This window comes from Mycobacterium sp. 155, assembly GCF_000373905.1.
Classification (GTDB): domain Bacteria; phylum Actinomycetota; class Actinomycetes; order Mycobacteriales; family Mycobacteriaceae; genus Mycobacterium.
On sequence record NZ_KB892705.1, the window covers coordinates 2643906 to 2665775 of the forward strand.

19 protein-coding genes are annotated in these 21870 nt (G+C 65.5%); 10 read left to right on the top strand and 9 right to left on the bottom strand.

What is annotated here, in order from left to right; genetic code table 11:
• Positions 1-73 precede the first annotated feature (73 nt).
• Both B133_RS0112600 and B133_RS0112605 read left to right on the top strand, forming a co-directional pair.
• Positions 74-2182, top strand: a complete 2109-nt coding sequence (locus tag B133_RS0112600) for a catalase (protein WP_018601590.1) — start codon at positions 74-76, stop codon at positions 2180-2182.
• Positions 2183-2418: 236 nt separating this feature from the next.
• Positions 2419-2877 carry an STAS domain-containing protein gene (locus B133_RS0112605; RefSeq protein WP_018601592.1) on the top strand — a complete coding sequence of 153 codons (459 nt, stop codon included), beginning with the start codon at positions 2419-2421 and terminating at the stop codon, positions 2875-2877.
• A gap of 78 nt (positions 2878-2955) precedes the next feature.
• On the opposite strand, the gene B133_RS24900 is transcribed toward B133_RS0112605, so the two are convergent.
• Positions 2956-3567 (bottom strand): hypothetical protein, encoded by a 612-nt coding sequence (locus B133_RS24900; protein ID WP_018601595.1) that lies wholly within the window; start codon positions 3565-3567, stop codon positions 2956-2958.
• Here B133_RS24900 and B133_RS23715 point away from each other — a divergent pair.
• Positions 3548-4111 carry an amidohydrolase family protein gene (locus B133_RS23715; RefSeq protein WP_232423295.1) on the top strand — a complete coding sequence of 188 codons (564 nt, stop codon included), beginning with the start codon at positions 3548-3550 and terminating at the stop codon, positions 4109-4111. The two genes, B133_RS24900 and B133_RS23715, sit on opposite strands and share 20 nt — an antisense overlap.
• On the opposite strand, the gene B133_RS0112620 is transcribed toward B133_RS23715, so the two are convergent.
• Together B133_RS0112620 and usfY are read right to left on the bottom strand one after the other, a co-directional pair.
• Positions 4086-5321 (bottom strand): glycosyltransferase, encoded by a 1236-nt coding sequence (locus B133_RS0112620; protein ID WP_026256348.1) that lies wholly within the window; start codon positions 5319-5321, stop codon positions 4086-4088. The genes B133_RS23715 and B133_RS0112620 overlap by 26 nt on opposite strands.
• Positions 5322-5534: 213 nt before the next feature.
• The gene (gene usfY, locus B133_RS0112625) at positions 5535-5846 is read right to left on the bottom strand and encodes a protein UsfY (protein ID WP_018601598.1); all 312 of its coding nucleotides are present in this window, start codon (positions 5844-5846) and stop codon (positions 5535-5537) included.
• 193 nt (positions 5847-6039) lie between these two features.
• Between usfY and B133_RS0112630 the strand changes: the two genes are divergently transcribed.
• On the top strand, positions 6040-7059 hold the full coding sequence (locus B133_RS0112630) for an iron-containing redox enzyme family protein (RefSeq protein ID WP_018601599.1): 1020 nt from the start codon (positions 6040-6042) through the stop codon (positions 7057-7059).
• On the opposite strand, the gene B133_RS0112635 is transcribed toward B133_RS0112630, so the two are convergent.
• Together B133_RS0112635 and B133_RS0112640 are read right to left on the bottom strand one after the other, a co-directional pair.
• Entirely contained in the window at positions 7039-7242 is a 204-nt protein-coding gene (locus tag B133_RS0112635) for a CDGSH iron-sulfur domain-containing protein (RefSeq protein ID WP_026256349.1), read from the bottom strand. The two genes, B133_RS0112630 and B133_RS0112635, sit on opposite strands and share 21 nt — an antisense overlap.
• Complete coding sequence (locus B133_RS0112640; RefSeq protein WP_018601601.1) at positions 7239-7907, bottom strand: HemK2/MTQ2 family protein methyltransferase; 669 nt, start codon at positions 7905-7907, stop codon at positions 7239-7241. Before B133_RS0112640 ends, B133_RS0112635 begins: the two co-directional genes overlap by 4 nt.
• Positions 7908-8119: 212 nt before the next feature.
• On the opposite strand from B133_RS0112640, the gene B133_RS0112645 reads away from it, so the two are divergent.
• Complete coding sequence (locus B133_RS0112645; RefSeq protein WP_018601604.1) at positions 8120-8362, top strand: CsbD family protein; 243 nt, start codon at positions 8120-8122, stop codon at positions 8360-8362.
• A 215-nt stretch (positions 8363-8577) separates the two neighbouring features.
• On the top strand, positions 8578-9129 hold the full coding sequence (locus tag B133_RS0112650) for a restriction endonuclease (RefSeq protein WP_026256350.1): 552 nt from the start codon (positions 8578-8580) through the stop codon (positions 9127-9129).
• A gap of 37 nt (positions 9130-9166) precedes the next feature.
• Here the strand turns inward: B133_RS0112650 and lat are convergent, their stop codons facing one another.
• Positions 9167-10558 carry an L-lysine 6-transaminase gene (gene lat / locus B133_RS0112655; protein WP_018601607.1) on the bottom strand — a complete coding sequence of 464 codons (1392 nt, stop codon included), beginning with the start codon at positions 10556-10558 and terminating at the stop codon, positions 9167-9169.
• A 52-nt stretch (positions 10559-10610) separates the two neighbouring features.
• Complete coding sequence (locus B133_RS0112660; RefSeq protein ID WP_018601608.1) at positions 10611-11075, bottom strand: Lrp/AsnC family transcriptional regulator; 465 nt, start codon at positions 11073-11075, stop codon at positions 10611-10613.
• 59 nt (positions 11076-11134) lie between these two features.
• On the opposite strand from B133_RS0112660, the gene B133_RS0112665 reads away from it, so the two are divergent.
• Both B133_RS0112665 and B133_RS0112670 read left to right on the top strand, forming a co-directional pair.
• The gene (locus B133_RS0112665; protein WP_018601610.1) at positions 11135-12739 is read left to right on the top strand and encodes an aldehyde dehydrogenase family protein; all 1605 of its coding nucleotides are present in this window, start codon (positions 11135-11137) and stop codon (positions 12737-12739) included.
• Between the two features lie 71 nt (positions 12740-12810).
• Positions 12811-13620: an SDR family oxidoreductase gene (locus tag B133_RS0112670; RefSeq protein WP_018601612.1), complete on the top strand. Its 810-nt coding sequence runs from the start codon at positions 12811-12813 to the stop codon at positions 13618-13620.
• A 59-nt stretch (positions 13621-13679) separates the two neighbouring features.
• On the opposite strand, the gene B133_RS0112675 is transcribed toward B133_RS0112670, so the two are convergent.
• Both B133_RS0112675 and B133_RS0112680 read right to left on the bottom strand, forming a co-directional pair.
• Complete coding sequence (locus tag B133_RS0112675; protein ID WP_018601613.1) at positions 13680-15116, bottom strand: lipase maturation factor family protein; 1437 nt, start codon at positions 15114-15116, stop codon at positions 13680-13682.
• A 69-nt stretch (positions 15117-15185) separates the two neighbouring features.
• On the bottom strand, positions 15186-16550 hold the full coding sequence (locus B133_RS0112680; protein WP_018601615.1) for a cytochrome P450: 1365 nt from the start codon (positions 16548-16550) through the stop codon (positions 15186-15188).
• Between the two features lie 83 nt (positions 16551-16633).
• On the opposite strand from B133_RS0112680, the gene B133_RS0112685 reads away from it, so the two are divergent.
• The gene (locus B133_RS0112685) at positions 16634-17287 is read left to right on the top strand and encodes a TetR/AcrR family transcriptional regulator (RefSeq protein WP_018601617.1); all 654 of its coding nucleotides are present in this window, start codon (positions 16634-16636) and stop codon (positions 17285-17287) included.
• 36 nt (positions 17288-17323) lie between these two features.
• Entirely contained in the window at positions 17324-21847 is a 4524-nt protein-coding gene (locus B133_RS0112690) for an ATP-dependent helicase (protein ID WP_018601619.1), read from the top strand.
• Positions 21848-21870 lie beyond the last annotated feature (23 nt).

A 21870-nucleotide genomic window follows, 5' to 3' on the forward strand; every position in this document is an offset into this window, starting at 1 on the left:
GGCATCTGCGGTGTTTGCGTGTGGGGACCTCGGGTACCCACGGGCCAAGCGTCCCCGCAATGAGAGGAATACGGTGAACAACACCCCGAACCCGAAGCAGCAGCAACTCGACAATGCGCGCGTGGACAGTGCCACGGCGTACTTGACGACCCAACAGGGTGTGCGCGTCGACCATACCGACGACGCGCTCACCGCCGGTGAGCGCGGCCCAACTCTCCTGGAGGATTTCCACGCCAGGGAGAAGGTGACCCACTTCGATCACGAGCGGATTCCCGAACGCGTGGTACACGCCAGAGGTGCAGGCGCCTATGGCTATTTCGAGCCCTATGACGATGGGCTGGCAGACTTCACCGCGGCAAAGTTCTTGACCACCCCCGGCCTTCGGACGCCCGTCTTCGTCCGGTTCTCCACGGTCGCCGGCTCCCGCGGCTCAGCGGACACCGTCCGCGATGTGCGTGGCTTCGCCACGAAGTTCTATACCGGACAAGGCAACTACGACCTTGTCGGCAACAACTTCCCGGTCTTCTTCATCCAGGACGGCATCAAGTTCCCCGACTTCGTCCACGCCGTCAAACCCGAGCCGCACAACGAGATCCCGCAAGCAGCATCGGCACACAACACCCTGTGGGACTTCGTCTCGCTGCAACCGGAAACGCTGCACGCCATCATGTGGCTGATGTCCGATCGCGCGCTGCCCCGCAGCTACCGCATGATGCAGGGGTTCGGCGTGCACACGTTCCGGCTCGTAAATGCATCGGGCCAAGGCATTTTCGTCAAATTCCATTGGAAGCCGCTACTCGGGGTGCATTCGCTCATCTGGGACGAATGCCAGCAGATCGCCGGAAAGGACCCCGACTTCAACCGCCGCGACCTGTGGGAGGCGATCGAATCCGGCCACTATCCGGAGTGGGAGCTCGGGGTACAGCTCATCGCCGAGGCCGACGAGTTCGCATTTCCGTTCGACCTGCTCGACGCGACCAAGATCGTCCCTGAGGAACGTGTCCCGGTGCTCCCGGTGGGACGGATGGTGCTCGACCGCAACCCGGACAACTTCTTCGCCGAGACCGAGCAGGTGGCGTTCCACACCGCCAACGTCGTGCCGGGCATCGATTTCACGAACGATCCGTTGCTGCAGTTCCGCAACTTCTCCTACCTCGACACTCAGCTCATTCGGTTGGGCGGCCCCAACTTCGCCCAGCTGCCCGTCAACCGCCCCGTCGCCGACGTTCGCAACAACCAGCGCGACGGCTATGGTCAGCAGACGATCGCGCAGGGACCGTCGAGCTACTACAAGAACACCCTCGGCGGTGGGTGTCCCGCTATTGCCGACGACGACGTCTTCCGTCATTACACCGAACGCGTCGACGGGCACAAGATCCGCCAACGTGCGGAGAGCTTCAAAGACTATTTCGGCCAGCCACGGATGTTCTGGGACAGCATGTCTCCGGTAGAGGCCGAGCATATTGTCGCCGCGTTCGCCTTCGAGCTGGGAAAAGTCGGACCCGCCACCGGAATTCGCCCACGAGTCATCGAACAGCTCAACATGGTCGACCACGACCTCGCAGAACGGGTGGCCACAAAGCTCGGGCTTACGGCGCCCGCCGCAGTTCCCGTCGAGGACCGGCAGCCGCCGTCCCCTGCCCTATCTCAGCTCACGGCCGCACCCCACACGATCGACACGCGACGCATCGCCGTCCTGGTGGCCGGCGGAGTCGATGCGCGTGGGACCGAGCGGGCAACGGCGGCGCTGCACCGACTCGGCGCCACAGTGGACATGATCAGCACGGTGGGCGGCGGCGTCGTGCGGGGCGACACCGGCGACGAACTCGTCGTGGATCTGGGCATCAATACCACCTCTTCAGCTCTGTACGACGCGGTACTGGTGCCCGGCGGAGCCGAATCAGTCGGGCAGCTCACAGAAGACGGATCGATGGTCCATTTCGTGAGCGAGGCATATAAGCACCTGAAGCCCATCGCGGCATTCGGCGCAGGCATCGATGTGCTGCAGGCCGCCGGCATCAGAACCCGGCTGGAGAATGGCTCCGCTGACGTCGCAGATACCGGCGTGGTCACGTCGAGCAGCGGCGCTGACGACCTCGACGACACTTTCATCGGAGCTTTCGTCGGAGCTATCGAACGACATCGGATATGGGACCGGGCGACCGACACAATTCCCGCCTGACAATCCGTCGTAAGTCTTCGATCGACACCGCGGCAGCCGCCCGGCCATGAGAGATCCCTTAAGACGATTGTCCCTACCGCCCAAGCAACGTAGAGTCATATTCAGGTTGAGTTCACAGCCGCACACGCGCGTCGGCGCGCAGGGCTATGCAAGACTCCCTGTGCCCATTGCTTTGAAAAACCAGAGCTCGTTTGCGTGCCATACAAGAATCGACTATTTCGATTGATGGAGGCAACGTGTCTGTTGTCAACGTGCCGCTTACTGCCGGAAAGCAGTACAGCCTCCGCGGTGATCAAGCCGCAGGCTTCAGCACTCACTGGGTTGGGTCGGGTACTGCAGTGGTGACCGTGTACGGCGAACTCGACGCCGCCAACGCGCGCCAATTCGCCGAGTACACGGTGGGCCATATCAGCCATAGCAAAGAGCTCATCCTCGATCTCATGGCCGTCGGGTTTTTCTCGGTTTCCTGCTTCCCGGCGCTGCACAACCTGAACATGCGCTGCGGACGCGAAGGTGTCGGCTGGGTACTGATACCCAGCACCGCCGTTGCCCGAGTGCTCCGGGTTTGCGACCTCGGTGGGCAGCTGCCCACCGAGGCGACCGTCGCAACGGCATTGTCGGCGCTACGAGGCAGGCGGACCATCGGTTCGAACACCGCCGCGGAAGCTCCAGCAGATGCCTTCTTTGCCGTGTGACGAGCCGGCGCTCGGTCGGCTCGTGCTCGAATACGCCTCCACCGCAGCGGAATCTGCGGCCGCGGCCTTCGCCAGCCGTCACCTGTCGTTCTGCGGGTCCGCGGCGTCAGATGACCGGATGAACACCAGGAGGCGCTGGGACGGATCGTCGAGCATCAGCACTATCTGATCGATCTCGATGTCACCGTCGCGCGGATCCCGGAACGGGATCTTGAGCTGTTCGCGCGGCTGCGCCACGGTGAACCGGTGCCAGCGCGCCCGGAACGCCGCGTTGCGCTCCACGAGCTCCTGCATCGGGTCGACGTGCGCGCCGTCGGCGAGCGCATCGGTCGCGGTGGAGCGCAGCACCCCGACTACCACGTCCTGCATGGCACCGAGGTCGCGGAACCGGCTCTGGAAAAGAGCGTTGTCGAACAGTAGATCCGCGTAGGTACGCCGCTGCGCCGGTATCTCGGCGAAGTCGACGAACATCCGTATGGCGGCGTCGTTCCAGGCCAGGATCGAGGTCCGCGGACCGACCACCAGAGCAGGCAGGTCACCGAACCTGACCAGCAGGCGGCGGATCTGTTCGGGAACCCCTGATCCCGTCGAGGCCGCTGTCATACGCAACCTGGGTCCCGCCAGGAGCTGCCGCGCGTACCGAGCCTGGTCTTCATCGAGCAGCAGCGCCGTGATCAGCTGGTCGAGCACCTCCCTGCTCGGTGGTACCCGGCCCTGCTCGATGACTGGGGTGCCGGGACCGCTGGTGGACTACCCGTTCGACACCACCCGCAACGCCGTGCACGTGGTGTTCAACGGGATCCTCACTCGGTACCCGAACGTCAAGATCATCCTGTCTCACGCCGGCGGCTTCGTGCCCTATGCGGCACTGCGCTTCTGCCTGCTGCAGCCGGCGCTGCAGCCCAAGGGGCCGACCGCGGACGAACTGCTAGCGCAGTTCAAGCTCTTCTACTGGGACACCGCGCTTTCCTCCGGCAAGTACACGTTCGCCACCCTCAGCGAGTTCGCAGACCCCGAGCGCATCCTGTTCGGCAGCGACTACCCATATGCCTCGCCCGCTGTGTCGGCTGAGTTCACCCGGATCCTCGACGAGGAGACCGGCCTCACCGCCGAGCAGGCCACCGCGATCAACTCCGGCAACGCAAGAAGCTTTTCCCCCGCTTCCAGTGAGCGGGCGCCGCATCTCGTTGTCTTCGGCGACCAATCCTTCATTGGACAGCGCTCCGAGCGGTGACACCAGACATTGTCGGTGGTACGTAGACCGCAGGGCCTATTCGGTCGTAGACCCGCAGGGTGTCGGCGGCGATCCGGTCCCACGAGTAACGTGATCGCGCCCGGTCCCGGCCCGCAGCGCCGAGACTGCGACGCAGGAAGTCGTCGCGCAGCAGGCTAAAGATCGTGTCGGCCAACAGATCCGCTCGCTTCGGCGGGACAAGCCGGCCCGTAACATCGTGCACAACCGTATCGAGCATTCCACCGACAGCCGAGGCGACGACCGGGACACCACACGCCATCGCTTCCAGCGCCACGATACCGAAAGGCTCGTACCACGGCGTGCACGCGACGATATCGGCCGACCGCAACACGGCCGGCATGTCGGCGTGGGCCACCGATCCGCGAAGCTTGACCCGACTGGCGACACCGAGCTCTCGAGCCAATGCCCGCAACCTGCGTGCCTCGGGGTCGGCTTTGAGCCCGGCCCGGTCGGGACCGCCCACGATCACCAGTTCCGTGTCGGGAAGACTGGGCAACGCCCGGATCACGAGGTCAAAACCCTTGCGCGGCACAAATCTACCGACGCTGACGATGCGATGCGGCGCGCCACGGCGTGACTTCGGCCCTTGGGGGGTGAACAGTTCCAGATCCACGCCGCAGGGCACCACCGAGGTCCTGGACCGCGACCGGCCCACTCGCATGAGCTCGAACACCTCATCCGTGCACGTCGCTGTCACCCAGGTCGCTCCACGCGCCACCATGGCCTCGAGCTTGAGCCGTTCAGGTGGGCTGGTGTCCAGCGCGCCCTGATTCCTGCGCTTGACCACTCCGAGAGCGTGGAATGTCTGCACCGCAGGAAGATTCAAATGCCGGGCAGCCAACTGGCTGGCGACTCCCGACATCCAGAAATGTGCGTGCACGACGTCTGGCCGGTCGACCGCCCAGGCGCGGTCGAGAAATCTTGCGAATTCGCCCATGTATTGCAGTAATTCGTCCTTGGGAACGTGTTCTGCCGGACCGGCAGGGACGTGTACGACGGTGTACCTGTGCGGTGTTGTCATTCGTTCCGGCAGGTTCGGGTCGTCTCGTCGGGTGTAGACGACCACCTGATGACCTTGTCGACTCAAGGCCGCGGAAAGCCCGGCCACGTGGACGTTCTGGCCGCCGGCATCGGCTCCTCCGAGTGCCGCCAGCGGACTGGCGTGCTCGGAGACCATTGCGATTTTCATTCAATCCTCCTCAGGGAACTCACCGGCAGCACTCGGCGATGACGCGGTGTCCTGATCCCTGAGTGTGTCTGTCGAAATTTATTCTGCGCCTGGCCAACTGCGGCCAAGCAAGCCTCTGCCGTCCACATCCTTGGCGTCGTTGACCGGTAACAGATAGCGGTGCGGGCGGAAATACCCGGTCAACCAACTCTTAATCGCGCGAAAGGCTTTGGCCTAGCCACTCTCCGGTCCATCGCCCGCACCGAGGCGGTGGGCATTCCATTGACGTTCGTTGCGGCGCACCCGCCGATGCTCGAGGCCGAACCACGATCCGCTGGCCACGAACAAGACGGCGGTGATCACAGCCAACCACGTGCCGATATCGCCGTGCGAGGTTCCGAATGCCGCCAGGCACGCGAAGAATGACACCACGGCCACAAAAAGCAAGACCAATGCCGGCATGTTGGCCGTGTCTTTCATCGTCTCGCCGGCGTGCGGTCGGGTCGTACGGGCATGATCCACAGGGTCCTTGGCGGTGTCCCCCATCACTGCTCCTCTCGCTCGTCGGTCGGCGGATGCCGATCCGCCGACCATCCACGCTGGCGTTTTCCCGGGATCCGGCAGGTTCAAACGCAGCACTGTCCGATTTGCCCTTTTCTGCCATCGGGTAGCCCTTCCTGCGAGCAGTAGCCGCCATAGATGTTTTGCAGTGACTCGGGCCGGGAATACCCCCGCCGATATGACCACTTTCCCGATTTGCGCGCAGCCCAAGCTGCCCGACGCCCGCGGACCTGTTTCAGCCGTGGTCATCGAATTACTTAACCTTTGCGCTCCCCACACCCACCTCGAGCCGGTCGAAGCACGATTGCGCGACTCCGACCCGTTGGGTATTGACCTGCAACTGGCGTTATACGTGTGTTACGAACTGCACTACCGAGGTTTCGCCGAGGCCGACCCGGACTGGGAATGGAACGCCGGTCTGCTGCACCTTCGTTCACGATTGGAACGCGCGTTCCTCGCGGCGCTTCGTCGCGAGGTCGGCACGGTGGAACCGGAGGCAACCCCGGAAACTGAGATGGGCCGATTGTCTACCGAACCGGCCGATGGCACCGGCCCCAGCTACCATCTACGCGATCACGGCACGTGGCAGCAGATGCGCGAGTACTTCGCGCACCGGTCGGTGTACCACCTGAAGGAGGGCGACCCGCACGCCTGGTTGATTCCCAGACTCGCCGGGCAGGCGAAGGCCTCGTTCGTCGCCATCGAGTTCGACGAGTTCGGTGCCGGCTCGGGAAGCCAAGTGCATCAACAGTTGTTCGCTGACCTGATGCTGGCCGCCGGACTCGACAACAGCTATCTCGGGTATATCGGTGCCGTACCCGCGGAATCCTTGCTCACGGTCAATCTGATGTCGCTGTTCGGACTGCACCGTCGCCTTCGCGGCGCAGCGGTAGGACATTTCGCAGCGACGGAGATCACCTCCTCTCCTGGCTCACAGCGGATGGTCGCCGCGCTGCAGCGGATGTCGGCGCCGACGGCATGCGTCAAGTTCTACCGCGAGCATGTCGAGGCGGATGCGGTCCACGAACAGGTGGTCCGGACCGAGGTGATCAACAGTCTGCTGTCTGCCGAGCCCGCTTTGGCCGCTGACGTGGTGTTCGGTATCCGCGCCTGGGAAGTCGTGGAAAACCGACTCGCCGACTGGATGATGAAATGCTGGAAATCCGAGCGCAGCTCGTTACTTCGCCCGCTTGACTGATCGTCTGACCTTGCGGTGGCTGGTATCGCACAGTGGATAGTTCTTCGACCGGCGACAGGCGCAGACGGCCACCATGAACCGTGATGATTCGACAATGCGCCCATCCGGCGTCTCGATCCGCACCGGTCCCTCGATCAATATCGGTCCACCCGCCACCATCCGAACAACTCGGCACTCACTCATCGCTTGTCCGCCCTGATGACCACCAACAGCTCATGCCGGCGCCCCGGACTGAGCCGGCCCGACGCTTCCAGGCCGGCAGCGTGTGCCGACAACACCGGTCCGAATGGAATCATCTGTACAGCAATTATTTTCGTGTTCAGACCTGAATCGTGAAGTAATGCCACCGACTCATCGATACCCGAGAACTCCGACTGGACAAGCAGCAGCATTCCACCGTCGGTCAGCATGCGAGGCGCCTCCGCGCACAGCGGATCGAGAACGAGGCGACCGTCCGCACCACCGTTCCAGGCGGACATCGGACCGGACCACGGCGGGATCGAACTGACGTCGACGTCGACGCCAGAGGGGACGTAGGGCGGATTGCACACCACGATGTCGAACGGTTCGCATTCCAACGCCTGCGTCCAGGAGCCGAGCTTGACGTGGACATCCACGCCGGCAGCCAAGGCATTCCTGCGGGTGCATCGGACGGCGTTGGGGCAGATGTCAAATGCCGTAACGGAAGTCGCTCCCAGTTGAGCGGCCGCGACGGCGACGACTCCACTTCCGGTACCGAGATCCGCCACGCGCCGGCGCTGCAGCGGACCGCTGCGGGCCAGCACGTCGAGCAGCAGCTGGGAATCCTGCTGCGGCGGATACACACCGTCGATGGCGAAGGCTGTCATCTCATTCCTTTCGCGGGGCACTATCTCCGGTACCCGCGCAGGACAGGGCACAAACCCGGAAGTCTCAGATTGCCCTTCCGGTAACAGGTTTGGTCGCAGTTCTCACGATGGGACCGCGGAGCCGGGTTTGACGACGAGAGCATCGGGAATACGGGGCGGACACGCAACGGTGCGTGTAGTGACTAATCCACTCCAGTAGCGGAAAGGTAAGTATGACCGAGAAGAACTCAGGTCCCAAGGAAGCAGTCAAAGGCGTCGTGGAAGACGCCAAGGGCAAGGCAAAGGAAGCCATCGGCACGGTAACCGGGCGCGAAGACCTGGTTCGTGAGGGTAAGGCCCAGCAGGACAAGGCCGATGCTCAACAGGATGCCGCCAAGAAAGAGGCAGAGGCCGAGGCCGCACGCGCAGGCGCCAAAGCAGCCGAAGCGCGTGAACGGGCCCATCAGCGACCCTAAATGCGACGATGGCCCAGCCGGCTACCGGCTGGGCCATCGCCTTTGGAGCAAGCCACAATTGACGCCAGACAGCGGTTATCCCAGCCTGGTCGGCATCGATACGGCCACGTCAGAAGCGTCCGCGCACGTGTCGCCGAGGGGACTTCCCCACAGCACAGCGGGTTAAACCTCTCGAACCTCGTCAACTGTCGGTGCCGCCGTCTAGCGTTCGTTGCGTGACACGGCTGAGTTTCAAGCTCTATCTGACAGTAGGCGCGGCTTGCGGCGCCGCACTGCACCTATATGGCAGCAGCGCGGCGGTCAGTCTCGGAGCCGGAGTATGTGTGGCGGTCGCACTCCTGATAGCGCCCCGCTTCCTGCTCGGGACCCTGGCCGGAATCACTACCCCCGGTTCGCACGAGGACAAGACTACGGAGATGACTGGACTGGAGTTCGAGGACTACGTGGCGCGCATCGCCCGGTCCTGCGGTGTTCCGGTCATCATGACACCCCTCAGCGGGGACTGGGGTGTAGACCTGATCGTCGGGCGCCGGCCCAATCGGCTTGCCGTTCAATGCAAGCGGCAATCCCGCCCAGTCGGCGCGGGCGCCGTCCAGGAAGTGGTCGCCGGCGCACCGATGCAGGACTGCGCCAAGACCATGGTGGTAACCAACCACGAGTTCACGCCTGCCGCACGCAAACTCGCCGAGTTACACGGCTGCGAGCTTGTCGGGGGCGCGGATCTCCCCCGGTTGAAGTCAGTGATCCGGCGGGCCGTCGCGCAATAGCCTTCCGGTATCAGTCGATGAGTTCCTCGCAATACACCTAACGAATCGCGGCGCGCACGGCGTCAACGGCAGCGTCGATTTCACTACGAGATACCGTCAACGCCGGCCGGAACCGGACGCTGTGAGTACCGCTGGGCAGCATGACGACGTGCTGATCCCACAGTCGACGGATCAGCGCATCACGCTCGGCGGGAGTCGGCAAGCTGAAAGCACACATCAGTCCACGCCCCCGGGGATCGAGCACCAGCCCCGGGAATTCATGTGCCAGCTGCTGCAACCTGGCTAGCAGGTACCGACCGGTCGACGCCGCATTGTCCAGCAACTTGTCGCCCTCGAGGACTTCCAGGATGCGCCGCGACCGGACCATGTCGACCAAGTTGCCGCCCCACGTGGAGTTGATCCGGGAGCTGACGGTGAACACGTTGTCGGCAACCTCATCGATCCTCGTTATATATTGCTCCTCGCGTGCGCCGGTTATATATTGCTCCTCGCGTGCGCCGGTTATATACCGCTCCTCGCGTGCGAGGCCACCCGCCATGACGCCACACACCTGCGTCTTTTTGCCAAATGCCACCACATCGGGCGTCACGCCCAATTGCTGGTAGGCCCAGGCAGTTCCGGTGATACCGCACCCGGTCTGCACTTCGTCGAAGACCAGCAGCGCGTCGAACTCGTCGCACAGGTCCCGCATCGCGGCGAAGAACTGCGGCCGGAAGTGCCGGTCACCGCCCTCGCCCTGGATCGGCTCGGCCAGGAAACAGGCGATATCGTGCGGATCGGCCTCGAAAGCCGCCCTGGCCTGACGCAACGATTCGGCTTCCAACTCGGCCATGTCGGCACCCGGCCTGATATAGGGAGCGTCGATACGCGGCCAGTCGAACTTCGGGAAGCGAGCCACCTTGTTGGGGTCGGTGTTGGTCAGCGACAGTGTGTAACCGCTGCGGCCGTGGAAGGCCCCACGCAGATGTAAGACCTTGGTACCCAAGGCCGGATCGATCCCCCGTGCTTCGTTGTGCCGGCTCTTCCAGTCGAACGCCACCTTGAGGGCGTTCTCGACGGCAAGTGCGCCGCCGTCGACGAAGAACAGATGCGGCAATGCGGGATCACCGAGAACTCTGCGGAACGTGTCGATGAAGCGTGCCATCGGGACGCTGTAGATGTCGGAGTTGCTCGGCTTGTTCATCGCGGCTTGCAGCAGCTCCGCACGGAACGTCGGATCGTCGGCCAGAGCCGGATGGTTCATCCCCAGCGCCGACGACGCGAAGAACGTGAACATGTCCAGATACCGCTCACCGGTGGCGGCGTCCACCAGATACGAGCCTGCCGAACGGTCCAGGTCGAGCACAAAGTCGTAGCCGTCAGTCAGGATGCTGCGAGCCAGCACCTCGCGCACGCGGCCGGGAGTGATGGGTGTCAACACAGCGGTCATGACACCAGCTTATCGTGATTTTTACGTCTATGCTTATTGCAAACCGTAATAGTTATGGAATGAAGTTCCTTCCGGTGTAAAATGTCTGCAAGATAACGGTGCTGCGGGTGCGTACGTTGGCCGCGGTCCTGATGCGTTGCAGCAAGTCCTCCAGCGCCCGCGCTGACGCGACCCGCACCTGCAGGACGTAACTCTCGTCACCGGCCACCGAATGACACGATTCGATTTCGGGGATGTTCTCCAACCGGGCAGGCGCATCATCGGGTTGAGACGGATCGAGAGGAGTGATGGCCACGAACGCCGACAGCATGTTGCCCAACGCCTCGGGATTGAGCCGCGCCGAGTATCCGGTCACCACGCCACGCGCTTCCAGTCGGCGCACCCGAGCTTGTACCGCCGACACCGACAACCCCGCCACCGCGGCCAGGTGTGCCAGTGTGGCCCGGCCGTCGCCCACGAGTTCACGTACCAAGACCCGGTCGATGCCGTCCAGCGGTTGTTCGTCCGGTTCACCCATGGCCCGAACTGTAACCCCTTGACCCCGCTCTCATTCCGGGCAGATCAGAAAGGCGCACGATGACCACGACCGAACGGACTCAGTTGCCCACCGCCGATGACCTGCGCCGTCAAGTGCGGCAAGCCTTCGAGGCCGTCGGTGCGACGGTCACGCTCGGCCCTCCCGGCGCGCACCTAGCCGGCGTGCCGGCAAGTACGCCCATCACCGGGGACGTGCTGTTCACCATCGCCGAAGACACTCCCGAACAGGTGGATGCCGCCATAGCCGAAGCCGCACAGGCATTTTCGACCTGGCGCACCACCCCCGCGCCGGTGCGGGGCGCCCTCGTCGGCCGGCTGGGTGAGTTGCTCGTAGAGCACAACGACGCGTTGGCGACACTGGTCACGATCGAGGCCGGGAAGATCGTCTCGGAGGCCTTGGGCGAGGTGCAGGAGATGATCGACGTCTGCCAGTTCGCCGTCGGGCTGTCCCGGCAGCTCTACGGCCGTACCATTGCCTCCGAACGTCCGGGCCATCGACTCATGGAAACCTGGCACCCACTGGGTGTGGTCGGTGTCATCACCGCCTTCAATTTCCCCGTCGCGGTGTGGGCATGGAACACCGCGGTTGCGCTCGTGTGTGGTGACACCGTGGTGTGGAAACCGTCTGAGCTGACACCGCTGACCGCCATCGCCTGTCAGGCTCTGATCGAGCGGGCCGCCGCAGATGTCGGAGCCCCGGCGTCGGTGAGCCGACTGCTGCTCGGCGGCCGTGAGCTCGGAGAGCGGCTGGTCGACGACCCGCGCGTGGCGCTGGTGAGTGCGACCGGCTCGGTACGGATGGGTCGGGAGGTCGGGCCGCGGGTGGCGGCCCGGTTCGGCAAGGTCCTACTCGAGCTCGGTGGCAACAATGGGGCGGTGGTCGCTCCGTCGGCCGACCTCGACCTGGCAGTGCGCGCGATAGTCTTCTCCGCCGCAGGTACCGCGGGGCAGCGCTGCACCACGCTTCGCCGGCTGATCGTGCACTCGAGCGTCGCGGACGAGCTGGTGACGCGGATCGTCGCGGCATATCGCAGCCTGCCCGTCGGCGCCCCGGGAAGTGACGGCACGCTCGTCGGGCCGCTCATTCACGCGCGCGCCTACCGCGACATGGTGGGAGCGCTGGACCAGGCCCGAGCCGACGGTGGTGAGGTGTTCGGCGGCGAGCGCCATAACCTCGGTGACTTGGGCGGACGCGAGGAGCAATCAGGCGGGGGCGCACGCGAGGAGCAATCAGGAGAGGGCGCGTTTTACGTGGCGCCCGCGGTGGTACGAATGCCCGCCCAGACGGCCGTGGTACACACCGAGACATTCGCGCCGATCCTCTACGTGCTGACCTACGATTCGCTCGACGAGGCCATTGCACTGAACAATGCGGTGCCGCAGGGCCTTTCATCGGCCATCTTCACCACCGATGTGCGCGAGGCAGAGCGTTTCCTTGCTGCCGACGGCTCCGACTGCGGTATCGCCAACGTCAACATCGGGACGTCCGGCGCCGAGATCGGCGGGGCGTTCGGCGGCGAGAAGCAGACCGGCGGTGGCCGAGAGTCCGGATCGGACGCCTGGAAAGCTTATATGCGCCGCGCCACCAACACCGTCAACTACTCGTCTGAGCTGCCGCTGGCCCAGGGCGTGCATTTCGGCTGACCAGGCCCCGGCGGCGAATGCGGTGGCGGCCTCATCATCCGTTTCGGCAGAAAGTCCGGTAAGCAGATGGGATGCAGATCGAAGACCGGGTAGCGATAGTGACCGGTGCCGGCTCGGGTATCGGCCGGGCCGTGGCGCGGGTGTTGAGTGCGGCGGGTACCCGGGTGGTTGTCGGCGATATCGACGAAACGGGTGCCGCAGAAACCGCGGCGCTCGTTCGCGATTCCGGCGGCTCCGCGGTGGCCACTCGCGCCGACGCCGCGGCAACCGCGGACATCGAGAGTCTCGTCGCGCTGGCCGAAGCCGAGTTCGGGCCGGTCGACATCTATGTCGCCAACGCCGGGATCATGGGCGTGCCCGGCCTGGGCACCGATGCGGACTGGGATGTCATCCTCGACGTCAACCTGCGAGCGCATATCAGAGCGGCGAACATCGTTGTCCCCCGGTGGCTCTCGCGCGTCGAAGGATATTTCGTCTCGGTCTCCTCGGCGGCCGGGTTGCTGTCGCAGATCGGCGCGGCCGGGTACACCGTCACCAAGCACGCAGCGGTCGGGTTCGCCGAGTGGCTGGCCATCACCTACGGCGACGCCGGTGTCGGGGTGAGTTGTGTGTGCCCGCTTGGGGTTGATACGCCGTTACTCGATGCGGTGCGCGCGGCGGCCGACCCCGACACCCACGCCAGCGCCGAAGCCGTGGTGCGGTCCGGCGCAGTGATCACCGCCGAGCAGGTGGCTACGGCCACCGTCGACGCCATCCGCGCCGATCAGTTCCTGGTGTTACCGCACCCTGAAGTGCTCGACATGTACCGCCGCAAAGGCAGCGACTACGACCAGTGGATCTCGGGAATGCGCCGCTACCAGAGGACACTTCGCGGTATCTAAACGCCTGAACGGTCAGGCTCTGCGTGGGTAGCTCAGTACATGGGCAGCCCGGCGGGCAGTCACCCACCCGTGGTCTGGCCGCGCGGCGCGCGGCGGGCGACCGGTGGGACATATTCTCCCAGCAGGGTGCGGTGCCACCAGATCCGTTCGTGCCTGAGTTCATGCCAACTGCTGAAGCGGTAGCGGTAGACCCGGGCCCGCACGTAGTACGGGGGCGATTCGGGAAAAGGATTGCGCCGCAACAGACGAATGGTGCCGGGGTCGTTGTCGAGCAACAGCCGCAGGAAAGCAGGCAACCAGTCCTGCCCATACGCCGGGGATATCGCGACGAACCACATCAACCAGTCCAGGCGCAGGTGGTACGGGGCGATCTGCGGCGGCCGACGGTGCACATCGCCTGGCTTCCCCTTGAACTCGTACTCCTGCCAGACCGTGTGCTCGGTCAGTCGGGTGTCTGCAGTGCCTTCGATGACCACCTCATCGCGAGTGCGGCCGACCACACCGAACGCTCCGTAGGTGTTCACCAGGTGGTACCTATTGAAAGACGCGTTCATTCGCTGTCGGCGTGATAGCAGATTGCGCACCGGCCAGTAACTCAGGACGACCACCGCCGCCGTGAAGGCGATGACCACGGCGACGAACCAGTGCGGTGGATCAGGTAGGGCGGGCGATGCGACCCCGACGAACGAATCCGGGATCACACTGCACGCCAACAGGATCGTCACCCAATTGAGCCAGGCGAAATTCCCGGATATCACCAGCCACAGCTGTGTCCCCACCACGATGACGGCGGCCACACCCGCCACCGGCTGCGGGGTGAACAACAGGAACGGCACCACCAACTGCGCGACGTGGTTACCCGCCACCTCGACCCGGTGCAACGGTTTGGGAAGGTGATGGAAGTACCAGCTCAGCGGGCCCGGAATCGGCTGCGTCTCATGGTGGTAGTACAGGCAGGTCAGATTGCGCCAGCACCGATCACCGCGGATCTTGATCAGGCCGGCACCGAACTCGACCCGGAACACCAGCCACCGTGCGAGCCACAGCGTCAGCATCGGAGGCGCGATGTCGTCATTGCCCAGGAATGCCACGAGAAACCCGGTTTCGAGCAGCAGCGACTCCCAACCGAACGAGTACCACGCCTGGCCGACGTTCACGATCGACAGGTAGAGCACCCAGATGAGCAACCACACCACCATGGCCGCCCACAACGGCGCCATATCGCCCACACCCACGACCAGCGCTGCCGACAGGAGCGCACCGGCCCAGCATGTCACCGCGAAAAGCCGGTCCGAATAATGGAATTGGAAGATGCTGGGCGCTCGACGGAACGGTGTCCGAGCCAGATACCGAGGCACCGGCAGCATCCCCCGCTCACCGATGAGCGCGCGGAACTGCCGAGCGGCCGCTATGAATGCGATCAGATAGATCGCCGCGGTCCCCCGCTGCAACACCTGTCTGGCCAACCAGTATTCGGGTGCGGTGAACCATTCCATGTGAGGGCCTGTCGAGGAGCTCTCTCCATGCTAGGCACCCACCCGTCGCGGCGGCAATGGTTGCGCCTGTCAGCGCTGCCGCAGCTCCAGCCGGAAGTCACGCGGCATTATCGTGAGCCGTTCCTGGATCTGCAGCCGATAGTCCGGGTCAGCGATCAGATCGTAGCGCCGCAGCAGCACGCCGAGCATTAGCACCGCCTCGTGCAATGCGAACTGCCTTCCGATGCACGATCTTTCACCGGTGCCGAACGGCTTGTACAGGCCTGCAGGCCGCGTGCGGACCCGCTCCGGAAGGAACCGGTCTGGATCGAACCGGTCCGGATCTGGCCCCCACCGAGGATCGCGGTGCAGGGTCATCGTCAGCGCAAGCGCCCAGTCGCCCTTACGCATCGGGTGGATGCCGGCCAGCACAGTGTCCACCCGGGCGGCCCGGTAGTAGCCCGGAACAGTAGGCTGCAGCCGCAGCGACTCGTCGAGAACGCGTCGCACATACCGTAGTTTCGCGACCTTCTCGAACTCGGGCCGCGGCTCGTCGCCCCACACCTGGTCGACCTCGGCGCGGGCCCGAGCGCATTCCTCGGGATGTTGCGACAGGAAGTACAGTGCGAACGACAGTGCACCCGAAGTGGTTTCGTGCCCGGCCACGAGGAAGTTGATCAACTGGTAGCGGATATTGGCGGCATCGAGATCCGACTCCAGCATGATCGCCAGCAGGTCGTCGTGACCCGATGAGGCGCTGGCGCGGCGCTTGGCGACGATGTCGTCGGCCAGGGCGTGCAAGTACGCCGCGTCGCGCCAGACCCGGCGCTCGTAACGCCTGGCGACGAACCCGGGAAGGAATGTCTTCCGCAACACCCCGAGCCGGTCGGAACCCCGCAGCGCGGACACCATGTGCTCGACGAACGGGTGGGTCTGTTCTGAGTCGAAACAGCCAAATGAGTAGCCGGCCGCGCACCGGCCGATGGTCTCCAAGGTCACCCGGGTGGTGTCGGCCGAGACGTCCAGCGGATCCCGGCTGTCCCAGCGATCGGTGAGTTCACCTGCGACGTCGAGCATGACCCCGTGGTAGCGGCGCATGGCGGCCTGACTGAACGCCGGCATCAGAAGTTGATGCGCCTTGAGCCAGTTCGGTTCGTCGTTGTACGCGGTGAACAGACCGTCACCGGCGATGATGCGCAGCGCCTCGATATCGGGGCCGACGTGCTTGGCGAACCGGGTCTCGTCATTGAGGTCCATGACGGCGCCGGCCCCTGCTGCGATGATGTATTGCGCACCGAGGAAACGGAATTCGAGAACCGGCCCGAGTTTGGCCAGCTCCGCCGCGGACTGCGACGGTGCATCGGCATCCAGACCGCGCACGTCACCGAGGATCGGGACGCGCCGCGGCGGGTGGGGCAGTTTCGGGTACGCACGCCGGTGGTCCAAGGCGGTCATGCGTCCAGCCTCCGCCACTGTTATACATGCGTCAAGTAGTACGCCTGGAGCTTCTGACCGGTCGCCGAAGTTAAGCTGACCGGGTGGGTGCCGAGACGAGACGACGGCTCTCCCCCGCCGACCGCCGTAGTGAGCTGTTGGCGTTGGGAGCCGAGGTGTTCGGTCAGCTGCCCTACGACGAGGTCCGCATCGACGAGATCGCTGAGCGTGCCGGGGTGTCCCGCGCTTTGATGTACCACTACTTCCCGGACAAACGGGCATTCTTCGCCGCCGTGGTGCGGGCCGAGGGCGAGCGCCTGTTCGCCGCCACCAACACCCCGCCCGAACCCGGTCAGAGCCTGTTCGGCCAACTGCGTGCCGGCGTCATGGCGTACCTGCAGTACGACGAGGAGCATCCGCACGGTGCCTGGGCGGCCTACCTGGGCATGGGACGCGCCGACCCGGTGCTACGCGGTATCGACGACGTCGACAACGACCGGCAGGCTGACCGGATCATGAGTCGTATCGGCGAGGCGGCGGCCCAACCGTTGGACGTCAAACTGGAGCGGGATGTGCGGGCCATCATCTACGGCTGGCTGGCGTTCACGCTCGAGATGTGCCGTCAGCGCCTCGCCGACCCGTCGATCGACGCCGGACTCGTCGCCGATACCTGTGCCCATGCCCTGCTCGACGCGGTGGAACGGGTACCCGGCCTGCCCGCCGAGTTGGCGTCCGCAGCCTCTTCCGAATACCGCTGACGGCTATTTGTCGGTGCCGCGCGGCAGGATGAGTGAATGGCCCCACCCGACCCGCTGACCCGGTTCAGCCCCCTGACCCGGGAGTGGTTTGCGACGGCGTTCCCGGCGCCGACGGCCGCGCAGGCGCAGGCCTGGCTTGCCATCGCCGAGGGCAACAACACCCTGGTCATCGCACCGACGGGATCGGGCAAGACGCTGGCGGCCTTTTTGTGGGCGATCGACCGGCTGGCCTTCGAGCAACAGGCCGGCACCACGGGCACCGGTACTCGGGTGCTCTACGTGTCCCCGCTCAAGGCGTTGGCCGTCGACGTCGAGCGCAACCTGCGCACGCCGCTGACCGGGATCACCCGCGTCGCCGAACGCCAGGGCCTGCCCGCGCCGTCGATCAGCGTCGGCCTGCGTTCCGGGGACACCCCGCCCAACCAGCGCCGCGCCCTGATCGCCAAACCGCCCGACATCCTGATCACCACCCCCGAATCGCTGTTTCTGATGCTCACCTCGGCGGCCCGGGAGACGCTGGCCACCGTGCAGACCGTCATCGTCGATGAGGTGCATGCCGTGGCCGCCACCAAACGCGGTGCGCACCTGGCACTTTCACTGGAACGGCTGGACCAGTTGTTGGACAAGCCCGCCCAGCGGATCGGGCTCTCGGCGACCGTGCGGCCACCGGAAGAAGTGGCGCGATTCCTGTCCGGTGCGGCCCCGATCACTATCGTCGCTCCCCCGGCCAGCAAGACCTTCGACCTGACGGTGCAGGTCCCGGTGCCGGATATGGCCCATCTGGACAACAACAGCATCTGGCCCGATGTCGAGGAGCGCATCGTCGACCTCATCGAGGCGCACCGCTCCTCGATCGTGTTCGCCAACTCCCGGCGCCTGGCCGAACGGCTCACCTCCAGGCTCAACGAGATCCACGCCGAACGCGCTGGCATCGAACTGACACTCGACCGCAACCCGCAGGTCGGTGGCGGTGCTCCGGCGCAACTGATGGCCAGCGGTCAGGCCAATGGCGCACCTGCACTGCTGGCCCGGGCCCACCACGGATCGGTGAGCAAGGAGCAGCGCGCTCAGGTCGAAGACGACCTCAAGAGCGGGCGGCTGCACGCCGTGGTCGCGACCTCCAGCCTGGAGCTCGGTATCGACATGGGCGCGGTGGATCTGGTGATCCAGGTGGAGGCGCCGCCGTCGGTGGCCAGCGGCCTGCAGCGCATCGGCCGCGCCGGCCACCAGGTCGGCGAGATCTCCCAAGGAGTGCTGTTCCCGAAACACCGCACCGACCTGATCGGCTGTGCGGTGACGGTCCAGCGGATGCTGGCCGGTGAGATCGAAACCATGCGCGTCCCGGCCAACCCGCTCGATGTGCTGGCCCAGCACACCGTCGCAGCAGCCGCGCTCGAACCGCTCGACGCCGAGGGCTGGTTCGACGCGGTACGGCGCAGCGCGCCGTTCGCCACGCTGCCGCGCAGCGCGTTCGAAGCGACGCTGGACCTGCTGTCAGGCAAGTATCCGTCCACCGAGTTCGCCGAGCTACGGCCCCGGCTGATCTACGACCGCGACACCGGCACACTGACGGCACGTCCCGGCGCCCAGCGGTTGGCGGTGACCAGCGGCGGGGCCATCCCGGATCGCGGACTGTTCACCGTATACCTGGCCACCGATTCCGAAAAGCCGTCCCGGGTAGGCGAACTCGATGAAACGATGGTCTATGAATCGCGTCCCGGCGACGTCATCTCGCTCGGCGCCACCAGTTGGCGCATCACCGAGATCACCCACGACCGCGTGCTGGTCATCCCGGCGCCGGGCCAGCCCGCTCGGCTGCCCTTCTGGCAGGGCGACAGCGTGGGCCGCCCGGTAGAACTGGGCGCGGCGGTCGGTGCGTTTACCGGCGAACTCACCGCACTCGATCGAGGATCGTTCGACGAACGTTGCCAGACAATGGGTTTCGACGGCTATGCAACGGACAATTTGTATCAGCTGCTGCGCGACCAGAGGGAGGCCACCGGTATCGTCCCCAGCGACACCTCGCTGGTGGTCGAGCGGTTCCGCGACGAGCTGGGCGACTGGCGGGTGATCCTGCACTCGCCGTACGGGTTGCGGGTACACGGTCCGCTGGCGCTGGCGGTCGGTCGCCGGCTGAGCGACCGATACGGCATCGACGAGAAGCCGACGGCGTCGGACGACGGCATCATCGTGCGGTTACCCGACGGAGGCGAAAACCCGCCCGGTGCCGATCTTTTCGTCTTCGATGCCGATGAGATCGATTCGATTGTCACCGCCGAGGTGGGCGGGTCAGCACTGTTCGCTTCCCGGTTCCGGGAATGTGCCGCACGGGCCCTGCTGCTGCCGAGACGCCACCCCGGGAAACGGTCGCCGCTGTGGCATCAGCGCCAGCGCGCCGCCCAACTCCTCGACATCGCGCGCAAGTACCCCGATTTCCCGATCGTGCTCGAGGCGGTCCGGGAATGTCTGCAGGACGTCTACGACGTGCCGGCGCTGACCGAGCTCATGCGCAAGGTGGCCCAGCGCCGGCTTCGGGTAGTCGATGTGGAGACCGCTACGCCGTCGCCGTTCGCCGCTTCTCTGCTGTTCGGCTACGTCGGCGCGTTCATGTACGAAGGTGACAGTCCGCTGGCCGAACGCCGCGCTGCCGCTTTGGCACTGGACACCGTGCTGCTTTCCGAGCTGCTGGGTCGGGTCGAACTGCGGGAACTGCTCGACCCTGCGGTGATCGCCTCGACCGCCGCTCAGCTACAGCATCTGGCCCCGGATCGGGCCGCACGCGATGCCGAGGGGGTCGCCGACCTGCTGCGGCTGCTCGGCCCGCTCACCGAGGCCGAGATCGCCCAACGCTGCACCGCCGAGGTCATCGGCGGTTGGCTCGACGGTCTGCATGCCGCCAAACGGGCACTGCCGGTGAGCTTCGCCGGTCAGGCTTGGTGGGTGGCTGTCGAGGACATCGGTCTGCTTCGCGATGGTGTCGGAGTGCCAGTTCCGATCGGTGTGCCCGCCGCGTTCACCGAATCGGTGGCCGATCCGCTCGGTGACCTGCTGGGGCGGTATGCCCGCACCCGCGGCCCGTTCACGACTGCCGACGCCGCCGCCCGGTTTGGCCTCGGCCTGCGGGTCACCGCCGACGTACTGGGCCGGATGGCGGTCGACGGCCGCATGGTGCGCGGCGAGTTCGTCGCCGACCTGACCGGTGATCAGTGGTGCGACGCCGAGGTGCTGAAAATCCTGCGCCGCCGGTCGCTGGCGGCGCTGCGGGCCCAGGTGGAGCCGGTGTCCACCGCGGCCTACGCGCGGTTCCTGCCGGCCTGGCAGCACGTCGGATCCTCGCACAGCACCGGTGTCGACGGGTTGGCCGCGGTGATCGATCAACTCGCCGGGGTGCCAATACCCGCCTCGGCCGTGGAGTCGCTCGTGTTCGGCCAACGCGTGCGCGACTACCAGCCCGCCATGCTCGACGAGCTGCTGGCCTCCGGTGAGGTCATATGGTCGGGCGTCGGGCAGATCGGTGGTGGTGACGGGTGGATCGCGTTCCACCAGGCCGAGACTGTGCCGTTGACGCTGCCCGTGCCCGCCGAGATCGAGTTCACCGATACCCACCGCGCAATCATGGAGACCCTGGGTGGCGGCGGCGCCTACTTCTTTAGACAGCTGGCCGAAGGAGTGCTCGCAGATGAGCTGAAACCGGCTCTGTGGGAACTTATTTGGGCCGGGTGGGTCACCGGCGACACGTTTGCGCCGGTGCGCGCGGTCTTGGCGGGGCTGTCGGGCCCACGACGCGGTGGCACCCCCGCGCACCGGCAGCGGCAACGCCCGCCGCGGCTGAGCCGCTACAGCGTGGCCCGCCCACAGGCCCGGCCCGCCGATCCGACCGTGTCCGGGCGATGGTCGGCCTTGCCCGGCGCAGAACCCGATTCGACGGTGCGGGCACATTTCCAGGCCGAACTGCTCCTGAATCGGCATGGCGTGCTCACCAAGGGCGCGGTCAACGCCGAGGGTGTGCCAGGCGGCTTCGCCACCCTCTACAAGGTGCTGAGCGCTTTCGAGGAAGCCGGGCGGTGCCAGCGCGGATACTTTGTCGAATCGCTGGGTGGTGCGCAGTTCGCCGCGGCCACAACCGTCGACCGGTTGCGGTCCTACCTGGACAGCGTCGACCCCCAGCGTCCGGAGTACCACGCGGTGGTGCTCGCCGCGACGGACCCGGCGAATCCCTACGGGGCGGCGCTCGGCTGGCCAGATGACCGCGAATCCGGCCACCGGCCCGGCCGCAAGGCCGGTGCACTGGTGGCATTGGTGGACGGACAGCTCGTGTGGTTCCTGGAGCGCGGCGGGAAATCACTGCTCAGTTTCGGCGCCGACGCCGACGCGCAGCGGGCCGCCGCAGCGGCACTGGCCGATCTGGTCAGTTCGGGCCGGGTGCCGTCGTTGCTGGTAGAGCGCATCAACGGCACCGCGGTGCTCGATCCGGACATCGACGAGGAACGCAGCGTGGTGCAGGACGCGCTGACGGGAGCGGGTTTCGCCAGGACACCGCGCGGCCTGCGGCTGCGCTAGGCAGTTCGATACTCGAGCGGTTC